This is a genomic window from Dysgonomonas sp. ZJ709 (assembly GCF_011039195.1).
Lineage (GTDB): Bacteria > Bacteroidota > Bacteroidia > Bacteroidales > Dysgonomonadaceae > Dysgonomonas.
Genome location: NZ_JAAKEM010000001.1, coordinates 225,024 through 238,138, shown reverse-complemented (window position 1 = coordinate 238,138; position 13,115 = coordinate 225,024). Strand labels below are relative to the sequence as shown.

The 13,115-nt window shown below is 34.7% G+C and carries 13 protein-coding genes; 1 reads left to right on the top strand and 12 read right to left on the bottom strand.

The features are described 5' to 3' along the window. Positions 1 to 59: 59 nt before the first annotated feature. The 4 genes from G7Y56_RS01030 to G7Y56_RS01015 all read right to left on the bottom strand — a co-directional run bounded on the left by G7Y56_RS01030 (position 60) and on the right by G7Y56_RS01015 (position 3,917). A complete protein-coding gene (locus G7Y56_RS01030) occupies positions 60 to 815 on the bottom strand; it encodes a zinc ribbon domain-containing protein (protein ID WP_165020457.1) in 756 nt (251 codons plus the stop codon). 108 nt (positions 816 to 923) lie between these two features. Further along, positions 924 to 2,018, bottom strand: coding sequence for a Nif3-like dinuclear metal center hexameric protein (locus G7Y56_RS01025; RefSeq protein WP_165040346.1), 1,095 nt, complete (start codon positions 2,016 to 2,018; stop codon positions 924 to 926). A 188-nt stretch (positions 2,019 to 2,206) separates the two neighbouring features. Beyond that, complete coding sequence (gene dnaJ / locus G7Y56_RS01020) at positions 2,207 to 3,346, bottom strand: molecular chaperone DnaJ (RefSeq protein ID WP_165020455.1); 1,140 nt, start codon at positions 3,344 to 3,346, stop codon at positions 2,207 to 2,209. Positions 3,347 to 3,362: 16 nt separating this feature from the next. Further along, positions 3,363 to 3,917 carry a nucleotide exchange factor GrpE gene (locus G7Y56_RS01015; RefSeq protein ID WP_165020454.1) on the bottom strand — a complete coding sequence of 185 codons (555 nt, stop codon included), beginning with the start codon at positions 3,915 to 3,917 and terminating at the stop codon, positions 3,363 to 3,365. Between the two features lie 313 nt (positions 3,918 to 4,230). Here G7Y56_RS01015 and G7Y56_RS01010 point away from each other — a divergent pair, with 313 nt between their 5' ends. After that, positions 4,231 to 6,063, top strand: coding sequence for an SLC13 family permease (locus tag G7Y56_RS01010; RefSeq protein WP_165020866.1), 1,833 nt, complete (start codon positions 4,231 to 4,233; stop codon positions 6,061 to 6,063). Positions 6,064 to 6,084: 21 nt separating this feature from the next. On the opposite strand, the gene G7Y56_RS01005 is transcribed toward G7Y56_RS01010, so the two are convergent. The 8 genes from G7Y56_RS01005 to G7Y56_RS00970 all read right to left on the bottom strand — a co-directional run bounded on the left by G7Y56_RS01005 (position 6,085) and on the right by G7Y56_RS00970 (position 13,076). Then, positions 6,085 to 6,576, bottom strand: a complete 492-nt coding sequence (locus tag G7Y56_RS01005; RefSeq protein ID WP_165040344.1) for a GAF domain-containing protein — start codon at positions 6,574 to 6,576, stop codon at positions 6,085 to 6,087. 12 nt (positions 6,577 to 6,588) lie between these two features. After that, positions 6,589 to 7,302, bottom strand: a complete 714-nt coding sequence (locus G7Y56_RS01000; protein ID WP_165040342.1) for a WecB/TagA/CpsF family glycosyltransferase — start codon at positions 7,300 to 7,302, stop codon at positions 6,589 to 6,591. 10 nt (positions 7,303 to 7,312) lie between these two features. Then, positions 7,313 to 8,395, bottom strand: coding sequence for a glycosyltransferase family 4 protein (locus G7Y56_RS00995; protein WP_165040340.1), 1,083 nt, complete (start codon positions 8,393 to 8,395; stop codon positions 7,313 to 7,315). Next, complete coding sequence (locus G7Y56_RS00990; RefSeq protein WP_165040338.1) at positions 8,392 to 8,847, bottom strand: serine O-acetyltransferase; 456 nt, start codon at positions 8,845 to 8,847, stop codon at positions 8,392 to 8,394. Before G7Y56_RS00990 ends, G7Y56_RS00995 begins: the two co-directional genes overlap by 4 nt. A 22-nt stretch (positions 8,848 to 8,869) precedes the next feature. Further along, positions 8,870 to 9,916 carry a glycosyltransferase family 2 protein gene (locus tag G7Y56_RS00985; protein WP_165040336.1) on the bottom strand — a complete coding sequence of 349 codons (1,047 nt, stop codon included), beginning with the start codon at positions 9,914 to 9,916 and terminating at the stop codon, positions 8,870 to 8,872. A gap of 46 nt (positions 9,917 to 9,962) precedes the next feature. After that, on the bottom strand, positions 9,963 to 10,982 hold the full coding sequence (locus G7Y56_RS00980; protein ID WP_165040334.1) for a glycosyltransferase family 2 protein: 1,020 nt from the start codon (positions 10,980 to 10,982) through the stop codon (positions 9,963 to 9,965). 20 nt (positions 10,983 to 11,002) lie between these two features. Continuing rightward, on the bottom strand, positions 11,003 to 11,833 hold the full coding sequence (locus tag G7Y56_RS00975; RefSeq protein ID WP_165040332.1) for a hypothetical protein: 831 nt from the start codon (positions 11,831 to 11,833) through the stop codon (positions 11,003 to 11,005). Between the two features lie 436 nt (positions 11,834 to 12,269). Further along, a complete protein-coding gene (locus tag G7Y56_RS00970) occupies positions 12,270 to 13,076 on the bottom strand; it encodes an alpha-1,2-fucosyltransferase (RefSeq protein ID WP_165040330.1) in 807 nt (268 codons plus the stop codon). Positions 13,077 to 13,115: the final 39 nt, after the last annotated feature.

Sequence of the window (13,115 nt, the reverse complement as noted above, 5' to 3'; positions counted from 1 at the left end):
ACGCCCGTCAGATTGTTAAAAAACAACCTAACGGGCGTTACTATATTAAAGAAATATATTTAGTCTGCCGGAGCTATTAATTCCGGGTCGATCATAATACGTCCACAGTATTCACAAACAATAATTTTCTTACCTAATTTTATATCCATTTGCTTTTGAGGTGGAATCTTATTGAAGCAACCACCACAAGCACCACGCTCGATACATACAACAGCCAGCCCGTTACGTGCACTTTTACGAATTCGCTTGAAGGCGTGGAGTAAACGAGGCTCAACTTGAGTTTCTACGTTTTTCACCTCTTCACGAAGTTCTTCTTCTTGTTGTTTCGTTTCAGATACGATACCCTCTAACTCATCTTTCTTTTGAGCAAGGTCTAATTTACGTTCCTCTAAGAATGCTTTGCTTTTTTCGATTTGTTCAGCAAGATTTTTAGATTCCTGACCAAATTCGCGCGTACGTTTTTCCGATAACTCAATCTCCAGAGTCTCGAATTCGATTTCTTTACTTAAATGATCGAACTCACGATTATTACGTACGTTATCTAACTGCTCTTTATATTTTTCGATCTTCAAAGCAGAATCCTTAGCTTTTTGTTTTTGTTGAGAAACAGTAGTTTCCGATTCTTTCAATTCTGCCTCATGTTTCTTGATACGAGTATCCAATCCGATAATCTCATCTTCCAAATCGGCTACCTCTAGTGGCAATTCACCACGAAGAATCTTAATAGAGTCTATCTCAGACAATTTTTGTTGTAGGGAGTATAGCGTTTTTAGCTTGTCCTCTACTGTAATTTCTTTTTCTTGCTTTTTAGCCATGATTATATATAAATTTAATAAATACGAATAAAAAATGCAGTAATTAAATAGCGCAAACTACTTATTTACTACATCATTTGCAATGGGTAGGAGTATATCGCTACTTAGTTACAAATAGTTGACAGGATTCACATCTGCTCCTGACATATAGACCACAAAGGTAGGGTATTTTTTCGAAATAATATCGAAAAATATATTCTTTGTGAAAATTTCAGATTCGTAGTGCCCTATCGTCGCTAACAATATTTTATCTTCAACATCGTAGAAATCATTATATTTAGCCTCACCAGTTATAAGTGCATCTGCTCCATACGAAATTGCTTTGGGTATCAGAAACGAACCGCTTCCGCTACAAATAGCCACATCACGTACCGGCTTTCTGTTATATGGAGAATATTGCAAGGTAGTCAGTTTGAAAGTATCCTTTAAGAAATACAAGAAATCTTCTTCTTCCATTTCCTCGGGTAGCGTCCCAACTATTCCACCGCCGGCTTGCGACCATGTATTCTCAAGTGCATAGAAATCATAGGCAGGCTCCTCATAAGGATGCACCGCTATCAAAGCGCGTGAAACCTCCGATTGCTTAAAAACAGGAAGTATCATTTCAATCCTTATTTCACCTTCGAAATGCAGTTCGCCAACTTCCCCTCTAAATGGGTTCGTACCTTCTCCTGCTCTGAATGTACCCTCACCTACCACACTATAGCTACATGAATCATAGTTACCGATATTTCCGGCGCCTGCATTAAACAATGCATTACGTACCGTTTCGGCATGAGATTGAGGCACGAAAGTAACGAGTTTGAGCAATTTACCTTTTTGAGGATCAAGTATTCTAACATTTTGCAGGTTAAGCATATCAGCCAAATAGTAATTTATGCCTCCCATCGCATTATCGAGATTGGTATGTGCCGCGTAGATCACAATGTCATGCTTACACGCTTTCATCATACAACGTTCTATATAATTTTTGCCTGTCAACGATTTAAATGCGCGAAATGCTAACGGATGATGTGAGATTATCAGGTTACATTCTAAAGCAACAGCCTCATCCAAAACTGCTTCAGTAATATCGATACAGACTATCGCACCTTTTGCTTCCTGATTGGTATCTCCCACCTGAACTCCACTATTATCGTAACTTTCCTGTAAAGAAAGGGGAGCCAACTGCTCTATAGCATGAAGTATCTCTTTTATTTTCATAATCTCTTCATTTTATAATACCAAAGATAAAATTTAAATTGAAAGATAGAAAATCATTCAGTTATATTGCAGACCTTATAATTGTTAAAGCCAACATAATTAGTTCGAGGAAGACAGCATATATGTAAATGATAGCGCATAAAAAAAGCAATCTAAAATTAGATTGCTTTTTCACTATTATATTTTGATCAGTCGAACATCTTTCTGAAATGACTGAATATTTTATCTTTTACAGACTTACTCGGTTGAAAATTCGGAGAATTCTCTAACCCTGTAAGTGTATCCTTCTCACTATCGCTTAGATTCTCTGGGATATAAACACTTATATTGATCAATAAATCACCAGTACCATATCTATTGATACTTGGCAATCCTTTATTTTTCAATCGAAGTACTTTTCCCGGTTGTGTACCCGGCTCAATAGTAACTTTTACTTTTCCGTCGATAGTAGGAACTACTACAGTACCACCTAAAGCAGCCGTAGAAACAGTCAACAGAAGATTATAAACAACATCGTTTTCATCTCTGAAAAGTTCTGCATGCGGCTCTTCTTCCACCAGAATCAACAAGTCTCCGTTAACACCTCCATGACGTGCAGCATTTCCCTTACCACTCATCGACAATTGCATACCTTCAGCAACACCTGCCGGTATATTTATTGTGATCACTTCGTCTTCGCGCACAATACCTTCGCCAGAGCAATGAACACATTTCTTTGTTATATTCTTACCCTCTCCATTACAGCTAGGACATGTGCTTTGTGTCTGCATTTGCCCCAACATCGTATTCATTATACGGGTAACAACACCCGAACCTTTACAGGTAGAACATGTCTCGTATGCTGTGCCATTATCTGCACCTGTACCACTACAATAAGAACAAGAAACGTATTTCTTTACTTTAATTTTTTTCTCTACTCCCGATGCAATCTCCTTTAGGGTCAGCTTCACTTTTACACGCAAATCCGAACCTCTGTTTGCACGAGGTCCTCGCTGTCCGCCAAAACCACCGAAGCCTCCACCAAAATGTCCACCGAATATATCTCCGAATTGAGAGAATATATCATCCATAGAAAAACCGCCATCGTGTCCGCCAAAGCCTCCGGGTGCAGAATGACCGTAACGATCATACTTCGCACGCTTTTGCTCGTCGCTCAATATCTCATAAGCTTCAGCAGCTTCTTTAAACTTTTCTTCGGCTTCCTTATTATCAGGATTTTTATCAGGATGAAATTGGATAGCCTTTTTCCTGTATGCTTTTTTTATTTCTTCTGAGGATGCAGTTTTAGTTACTTCCAGTATTTCGTAGTAATCTCTTTTCGTTGCCATTAGCTTTTTCTATTGTTTATTTTGCTACAATTACTTTTGGATAACGAATCACCTTATCATCAAGTGTATATCCTTTCTGTACACAGTCTACAATCTTATCTTTATCTTCTTCCTCCTGAGCAGGGATAGTGGTTATCGCTTCATGCTTATCCGTATCGAAAGGGTGTCCGATCGCATCTACTTCCTTTACACCATGCTTTGTTAAGAAATTCAGAAACTTTGCATAAATAAGATCTATTCCTTCTTTTACAGCATCTACATCTTCCGTCTTGGATACGTTTTCCAATGCGCGGTCAAAATCATCGACAACACTTATTACATCCAACAGCACACGTTCGCTACCCGATTTTATTAGCTCGGCTTTCTCTTTCAATGTACGTTTTCTGTAATTATCGAATTCAGCATTAAGACGCAGGTAAGAATCATTTAATTGATTATACTTAGCTTCCCAATCAGTCACATTGTCATTAATATTTTCATCAGAAACCTCTTCCGACTGATTTATTGTCATATTATCAGCAGCTAATTCTTCCTCTTTTTCTTGATTAAAATCGTTATTTTCTTCTTTCATATCTAATATCATTCTTGTTATCAACCAAATAGAACACACATGACAGACAATTGATATTTTCTGTCAATATTGGCATATCATTTAATGCAAAAGGCTTGCCAAAGTAGACAAAGGCATGTATTTCAAATACATTTTCACTAAGAACAATCAACAATAACTTTAAGACATTACTTCAAAACAATTTTGAGACTTTTATGTTGTTAATGTTAAATAAAAATGATTACAGTTTATACCTGTAATCGTTATCTTTGTACCGCAAATTAATAACATCACAATATAATTAGATATGTCACTACTATCGCTTTTAACGCCTATCAATATAACACTGACTATTCTTGCTATCGCTTCATTCTTTTTCATGCGAGGCAAAGTCCGCTCCGATCTTGTAGCATTATGCTCGTTACTTGCCCTTATTTTATTCGGCATATTACAACCATCTGAAGCATTAGCCGGATTCTCAAATCCTGTGGTTATAATGATGATCGGCCTATTTGTCGTAGGCGCAGGGATATTCAGGACGGGTTTGGCAAAAATGATAAGTAGTAAAATACTACAGCTTGCAGGTGGTAACGAGAATTTGTTATTTGTACTGGTTATGATTGTAACAGCAGGTATTGGAGCTTTTGTAAGTAATACCGGTACTGTGGCTGTGATGATGCCTATCATTGTGAGTCTAGCTAATAGTGCCAACATCAGCCCTCGCCGATATTTAATGCCCTTGGCTTTCGCAAGTAGCATGGGTATGTTTACATTGATTAGTACACCTCCCAATCTGGTTATACAAGATGCAATAATTAATGCCGGATTTGAGCCTTTAGGCTTTTTCTCTTTCGCCCCGATCGGCTTTATTGCCCTATCAGTAGGACTTGTCGTACTTTTCTTTCTTAGCAAATTACTTATATCTAAGAATGATGATTCAAAAACGAAAAAGAATCAGGGCAAATCATTAAAGGAACTGACTAGCGAATACAATCTGCTACAACAATCATATAAAGTAGAGGTTAATAACAATTCGCCGCTGCTCAACAAGAGCTTAGCCGAACTAAAGATTGCTACACATTATGATATTAGTATAAGTAAAATAATAAGAAAAGTAGGCTCATCGAAACTAAGAAAAAAATACATCGAGGAAATTGCAGGGCCAAACTCGATTATACAAAAAGACGACATACTGTACTGTCAAGGAGAGGCATCCAGCTTGGAGCGATTTGCATCTGAAAACAATCTTGACTTTGAGCGAAAACAGAATAAAGAAGCATTCTCTGATTTTCAAGAGTCAGGTATTGCCGAAATATTTATAATGCCCAATTCTAAACTGATAAATCGTACAATTTCTGAGATTCGTTTCAGAGAGGAATATAATGTAAATGTACTTGGCATACAACGCCAGAAAGAATATCAGATGTATGATATAAAGGGTGCAAAACTCCATTCGGGTGATGCTCTACTAATACAAGGCACATGGGCTGACATTGCAAATCTAGGCGATCGCCAAAATGACCTGGTACTTGTGGGTCAACCGTTACAAGAAGCTGCTAAAGTAACTCTCAATCAGAAAGCTCCTATCGCTGCTATTATTATGGCATTAATGGTTGTGGCCATGGTCTTCGACATAGTACCATCAGTCGTGGCGATACTTCTTGCCGCTGTTTTCATGGTAATAACAGGCTGCCTACGGAATGTAGAAGAGGCATACGGCAGTATCAACTGGGAAAGCATTGTTCTCATTGGAGCTATGTTGCCAATGGCTACCGCTTTTAAAAACACAGGAGTCGACACACTGATTTCAAACGGCTTGATTGATCAACTAGGAGACATGGGGCCCTACGCACTACTAGCGGGGATATACTTCTGTACATCACTCCTAACTATGTTTATAAGCAACACTGCAACTGCAGTATTATTTACACCAATTGCAATGCAGGCAGCTATCGGAATGGATGTGAGCCCATATCCATTTTTATTTGCAGTAGCTGTTGCAGCAAGCATGTGCTTCGCATCGCCATTCTCAACACCACCGAACGCACTGGTTATGAGCGCTGGTAGATATACATTTATGGATTATATAAAAGTAGGATTACCTTTACAGGTTGTAATGGGTATAGTAATGATACTTATGCTTCCAATATTATTCCCATTCAAGTAAAAATAAAATAAAAGAAAGGAATTAAGCTTCGGATAAACTCGCCTCTAACAAGTTAACTACTTGTTGGAGGTAAGTAGCATCTATCTGATCGAAGTGATCGAGTAATTCACTATCAACATCCAATACAGCAATAACCTCGTCTTTATAGAAAAGAGGAATAACAATTTCGGACTGAGACAATGCATCACATGCGATGTGTCCAGGAAATTCGTTTACATCAGGTACAATAACAACTCGTTTTTCTTTCCACGCCGTACCACAAACACCTTTACCATATTTAATCCGGGTACATGCAATAGTCCCTTGGAACGGACCTAGAACAAGCTCGTCTCTTTTTACGATATAGAATCCAACCCAAAAAAAATAGAATGCCTGTTTTAAAGCAGCAGATATATTGGCAAAATTGGCAATAACGTCTGTCTCTCCTCCTATTAAAGCCTTAAACTGCGGTAAGAGAGTTTTGTATTTTTCCTCCTTGGAGAAAGTAGTTGGGATAGTAAGGGATTCGGCCATAGATTAGTAGCATTAACTAAATTTCTCTACAAATATATAATATATGAATTTTGTATTCCCAATAATATATCTCCGCCACATTCTACGAGGCTCCTTAAACAATCTAAACAACCATTCCAGTCCTTTTTCCTGCATCCACTTCGGAGCTCGGTCAATATTCCCTATATAAAAATCAAACACTGCCCCTACTGAACAAATATGGCTGACGAATAATTTACTTTTATGCTCGTACACCCATTTTTCTTGTTTAGGAGCGGTCATCCCCACAAAAAGGACATCCGGCTGGAATTGATTAATTTCCTCAATCATTCTGCTGTTATCCTCCACTGAAAAAAGCGGTTTAAAAGGGGGAGAATAAAACTTTAACTGAACATTAGGATATTCGATAGAAGCTTTTTCCTTTATTCTTGTAAGTATCTCTAAGGAACTGCCTAGAAAAAAACATTTACCTGATATATTATTGAGTCTCTCCATTTCCCATCTGAATAAATCATCTCCTGCAATTCGAGACAATTTTTCTTTACATAGAATATTTTTCGCCCAAACAACGCTCTGGCCATCTGGTAGCAAAAAATCTGAATGAAGTAAAACCTCTGCAAAAGAAGTATCTTTCCGCGCAACATTATAGGAATGCGCATTAATCGTATTAATTTGTATATTAGCTTGATCAGAGGTTAATATATCATCTAGCGAACTAAGCAAACTTACCTTTTTTATTTCTAACATAATAATCCAATTAGTTTACTTTGACTTCAAAGATAGAAGCATATAATATATTTAAACGAATTATATAGGCAGATATATCATAATAATTAGTTACAGTTTCTGATGCTTTCTCCGAAATTGACTGGTAAAGAGAATCATCAGAGAAAAGCTGATTTATTTTTTCTGATATATCTAAAGGACTTTCTTTTCTTACAATAATTCCGTTAATTTCATGCTGAATAACATATTTCATAGAAGCGTCATCCGTAACAATAGGTACAACTCCTGCTGCCATAGTTTCCAAAAGAGCCATTGGTAAACCTTCTCCATAACGAGAGGGTAATAAGAACACATGTGCTTCCTTAATCAAATCAACTTTCATTTTCCCTGAAACGACCCCATAATACTCAAAATCTGCTTGGAGTATTTCTTTACATGAGTCTATAAAATATTGCTTTAATGGACCAGTTCCACAAAGGTAAAATTTAAATCTGATTTTCCCCTTCAAATGTCGAAAAGCATTTACGATATCCTCAACACCCTTACTTCTATGTATCCGACCCAAATATAATATAATCGGTACTTGGTCTGTAATATATCTTTCACTCGCTTTATAGACTTTTGAATCAATACTATTACAAAGCACAACAGCTGAGTTATAATCATATAACCGATCAAGAGATTCTTTTTCTAAATCACTTAGAACAATTACTTTATCACTATGTTTAAATAGAGATTTGATAATTCTTCTATAAAATATATTGACAGTACCTTCTGTTAAGAAAGCCCCTCCGTGTACATGAAGAAAAACTGGTATTTTCGCCACTCTACACCATAAATTAATTATATATTCACGACTTATACCTTTCGCATTAAGTGGTAAATTCTGGTGTACTAAATCAATTTTATTCTTCTTTAAAGCGAATGGAAAAAGTACTAATTGATTTAATAATCGAAATAGCCAAAAAAAATCATTAACTATATCTGGACGTCCCAATAGATAGTGATAATAAGAATGATCCTTATTATTACTAAGAATAGTAGTAACAACAGCAGCTATACCACTAACATTTTTCGAAACATCAAGACTTGGAGCTGTAATTAAAATATTCATATTTTGTTTATTTTTACTACAACTGCAGGATTCCCTACAACAACAGAATATGGAGGCACATCATGAACAACAACTGAACCTGCTCCCACGATAGAGTTATTACCTATTTTAATGGGACCTACTATAACTACATTTGCTCCTATTTCTACATTGTTCCCTATTATTGGACATCCTCCTCCTGGTTTGGAATTACCAATTGTAGTGTTATGTCTAGCAATAACATTATCCCCTATTATAGTTTTAGAATTCACTACAAAACCTTGCCCATGGTAGATAACAAAATTCTTACCCACTTTTGTCCCATCTGGCAAATCCACTCCTAAAACCCACTGAACTATCAGCTTATAAAAAATTCTTATGGGAAACCCAATTATTCTTAAAAGTATATTATGTGAGAAAAAAGCACTTAACCTAAAACAAAACAGGATGAAACAACTTTTCGTATTTATCATATATGCAAATTAAATATTCAATTTAGATGAAACTATGCCTAAAAACAATAGCCATCTCTTTAAGTCTGTTTCTCCATTTTTTATCTCTCATCCATCCTAATTTAGATAACAAGAAGAAAAATATGCCAACTTTATTTAATATTCCGACAAAAGACAGAGCTCTAATCGCAGATACAAATATAAGATTCCTTTTCCAAAATACCATATCCTTATAGCCATCTTCTGACATTACCCCCCCCGTCTTAATTTTAAGGCAATAAGATTGTAAAAAATCATTCGCTTTATCTAAATACTTATAACTGCCTATGTCTAATTTACCTAATATAAACATTAACACATTTTCGTCAATCTTAAACCCATGATTTCGGTGAAGTAGATTGTCAACTAAATAGTACATCCGCTCCAGTTGAAGTTTTCTGTGAATATGATTTATACTTTGATTATTATCCCGATAATATAGTAAATGTTCATTTATTGTAAAGCAGATGTGCCCATCTGCCAACATCCGATTCCACAGATCGAAATCCTCTATGTGTTCGACAGATTCATCATCTTTATATTTGTACCTTTTCATTAACTCAGCATCAACCATAACCCCTGGATGTACAATCATATTTTGAAAAACAATGGTGTTTTTGATTGCCTCAAAATTTATTGTAATAGCACTTCCCAGTTTACGGTACAGACTTCCATCTTCCGATAATAGATAAGATTGTATATTAACAATGCCAATCCCTGTATAGGTTTTGAATACCTCGATCTGCTTTTCGAATCTATCTGGCAAAGAAATATCATCAGCATCCATTCGGGCAATATATCGACCTTTTGCAAAAACAATTCCCTTGTTTAAAGATTTTATTAGCTTCAAATTCACTTCATTTTTCAGATAAACAATACGAGTATCTTTAAATGATAAAATGATCTGCTCACTAGAGTCCGTACTGCCATCGTTGATGATAATTAGTTCAAAATTAGTATAACTTTGATTCAAAATACTACTTATAGCCTTCTCGACAAAAGACTCTCCATTATAAACAGGCATTATAACTGAAATCTCAGGTACACTCATGCTATCATTAATATTTAATTTAAAAAGAATATAAAAGCAGAAGGCATTACTTTCTGGCAAAGTAATCAAAAATATTTCCTATTACACAATATAGAGTAAAATATCTTTTATTTAATAGATATTTATTAAATTTTCTACGCAGCATTACAGGTCTATAGAATTGCTCCATCATAGTCCAATCTTCAGGCCATATTTTCATCAAACAATTAACTTGTTCTCGAAGTGATATTTTAGGATGAGCTCTAAAAACACACTGAACACTTCTCATAAAAGCACTCTCTATATTTTCCCACAATATTTGATTGGTATCGAATAAGGAAGTGCTATACTTTTCTAAAAAAGAAACAAATGCATCTCTCCATAGCAAATAGCCTAACCATTCAGATTCAAAATTATTATACGTTTGCCCTAATGAATTCTCTCTTCTATAAACCAAATAATTACATTTCCTGGAAAATATTAATGTATCAACATTGCATAGGTAATAGATTATAAAAATAGCATCTTCACCCATATGAACATTTTGAGGAAAACGAATCTTATTTTCATCAATAACTTTTTTATTGAAAAGTTTCGATATTGGACCAGATAATTTCATCAATTTATTCTCAATAAAATAATTGATCATATTTTGTCCCTCGGACACGCACACACACATATCCCCTTGGTATTCAGAATACGTATATCCTGGAACGGCTATTTCGTAGTTATGGAATACCAGATTCAGTTTTCCAACACGACAAGCATCATTATACAATTCTAACAAATAGTCAGGGAAAACCCAATCATCGGAGTCAATAAAGCAAATATACTCCCCTCGACTATTATCCAATCCTAAATTCCGAGCAGAACTTACCCCCCCGTTAACTTTATGAAATACTCTGATACGAGAATCTATCAACAAATAGCTATCACAAATATCTCCAGATCGATCAGTGCTACCATCATTTACTAAGATTAACTCAAAATCTCTAAGACTCTGAGATAAAACACTATTCACACATTCAGACAATAAAGTCTCAACATTATAGACGGGAATAATAACTGATATTTTATATTGAACCATATTTTTCTCTTTTATCTGCTTCAACCGTTTTTTCGACTTAGAATCGAATCCCTTTTATATTCTAGATGAGCTTTTTCTACAATATACAAGGCTATTCCATGAAATACAAATGCTCCTTCTCTAAAAAATTCGATGGTTAAAGGTGATACCAGCAAAAGATATAGGAACCAACATCCAATATAATAGTACTGGGAAAATACTTTTAAGAAATATGCCCGTATAGCATAAGCAATCATTGCTAAAACTGTTGGGATACCTGCAACCCAACTCAAACCTATTAGTCCCCAATCGAACCAACCAGTAATAGATGTCCCTGTTATGTAACCATATTGATCTCTTTGGTGAAATGAATACATATAATAACCATAATCCGAAGATGGATACGGAATACCTGAGCCAAAGATGAACTCCCAAATATTCTTGAAATGATTATTCATATAGTAATCAAGTTGAAGGATGCGTATATAATCACTATCCTCAAAAGAGTCTGTCTGTTGTCTTTCAAACATCCGAGCTATAACATCCTGAATAAATGGAATTTGAACTACCACAACTAAAATTAGTATCATAGCTAGAAACGGGACAATTATTTTTCTTGAAAAACCGTATATGCGAACTACAAGTATAAATGTAACAAATATAGAGGCAATTAACATAGTACGAAAACCTAGCATAACAATAACTATAAAACAAAGTATTATCAGCGGAATATATTTTTTATTTTTATCTACAAGGTATTTATTTATCGAGAAAAAATAGCCTAAAGATGCAACAGCCTGCCCCACTAAACGAAATCGATGCTCATCCTCATTAGAATTCAAGAAGACAAATATCTCTCTAGGATATACCATGTATTGAAAAACATAGCATATAGAAAAAAGGGTTGCTAGTATAAAAATTGAACGTTCAACTTTCTCAATAGAAAAGCACATATAGAGTAAATAAAAATACATTGCAATGTAAAATACATTCCCAAACTCAGCACATCTTATTGAGTCATAAAAACTCTGTCCTCTATTTATGTAAGCGGAATACGTACTAATCAGCAAAAATAAGAAAACAATTAACAAATTCCATTTAAAATAACTCTTCTTCAGAAACGAATCTGCTATAAAATAAAAAAATGGAATAGTCAATATAATTTTGCTATGACCAAATAACCCCCAGAAACTAGTACAAATAAGAACTATAAAAATTAAAGATATACTATTATTTTTCCACATAATAATTATACAGAATTAGTAAAATAAGAACAAGGAGTAGTTCAAATTAAAAAAAAATCTAAAATCAAATCCCATACCATTTTTCAGGAAAGATTGATGGGGGCTCATAGCCTGAATTATACCATTTTTGGGGATAAACAGTTAATTCATTTGATTTATTTAAATAAGCGCCCCAGTAACTAAAACTACTGTTTGCAATTATATTTACTTTACAATAGCTCATCAAATACATATCCCAATGGCTATCTATACCTACATTCCATGAAATATAGGTAGCATTTTCTAACTCGAAATTTTCTTTAACCCAATCCATATCATCAGAGAAAACAAAAAAATGCGGATTCTTATACTTTTGTTTAACCATAGATATTGCATTCCTATAATAATCAGGAGTACATATATTAGTGTATATATCAGCGAACTGGGAGAATAAATAATCTCCTCGCCGTATGTGAATAGATACTGATTCTGTATTTTTAATAGCATTCATAGTTTCAATATTTTTATCATTCAATGGCAAGTTTTTAAATTGTATCCAAGAATTTATATTCTCATAATATTTCTTATCTTGCCACCAGCCATCAAAACAGATTGAATTTATATTATAACTATCGTCTGTTGAGATAAGATCTGAATCCTTATACATATACTTTATGACTTTAATTAACCAATATACTAATTTTATAATTAAATGAGCCTTATTGATTTTTGCATCAAAAAAGTCCATAATTTCAAACCGCCTCTGAATCGCTTTTTTCTCTGGAACATAATATACATATATTTTCTCATTAATCAAAGTTTTCAGATATTGACAGAAAGCATACTCAAAAATCTGGTTTCCAAGACCACCCTTAAATACTACTATTTTCATATATGTATAAAATATTTTTAATATAAAATGGGAGGAATA

Bases quoted from the DNA above. Each gene is read 5' to 3' on its own strand.
- G7Y56_RS01030 (WP_165020457.1), bottom strand. From the start codon at position 815: ATGGCTAAAAAGCAAGAAAAAGAAATTACAGTAGAGGACAAGCTAAAA.
- G7Y56_RS01025 (WP_165040346.1), bottom strand. From the start codon at position 2,018: ATGAAAATAAAAGAGATACTTCATGCTATAGAGCAGTTGGCTCCCCTT.
- dnaJ (WP_165020455.1), bottom strand. From the start codon at position 3,346: ATGGCAACGAAAAGAGATTACTACGAAATACTGGAAGTAACTAAAACT.
- G7Y56_RS01015 (WP_165020454.1), bottom strand. From the start codon at position 3,917: ATGAAAGAAGAAAATAACGATTTTAATCAAGAAAAAGAGGAAGAATTA.
- G7Y56_RS01005 (WP_165040344.1), bottom strand. From the start codon at position 6,576: ATGGCCGAATCCCTTACTATCCCAACTACTTTCTCCAAGGAGGAAAAA.
- G7Y56_RS01000 (WP_165040342.1), bottom strand. From the start codon at position 7,302: ATGTTAGAAATAAAAAAGGTAAGTTTGCTTAGTTCGCTAGATGATATA.
- G7Y56_RS00995 (WP_165040340.1), bottom strand. From the start codon at position 8,395: ATGAATATTTTAATTACAGCTCCAAGTCTTGATGTTTCGAAAAATGTT.
- G7Y56_RS00990 (WP_165040338.1), bottom strand. From the start codon at position 8,847: ATGATAAATACGAAAAGTTGTTTCATCCTGTTTTGTTTTAGGTTAAGT.
- G7Y56_RS00985 (WP_165040336.1), bottom strand. From the start codon at position 9,916: ATGAGTGTACCTGAGATTTCAGTTATAATGCCTGTTTATAATGGAGAG.
- G7Y56_RS00980 (WP_165040334.1), bottom strand. From the start codon at position 10,982: ATGGTTCAATATAAAATATCAGTTATTATTCCCGTCTATAATGTTGAG.
- G7Y56_RS00975 (WP_165040332.1), bottom strand. From the start codon at position 11,833: ATGGTATATCCTAGAGAGATATTTGTCTTCTTGAATTCTAATGAGGAT.
- G7Y56_RS00970 (WP_165040330.1), bottom strand. From the start codon at position 13,076: ATGAAAATAGTAGTATTTAAGGGTGGTCTTGGAAACCAGATTTTTGAG.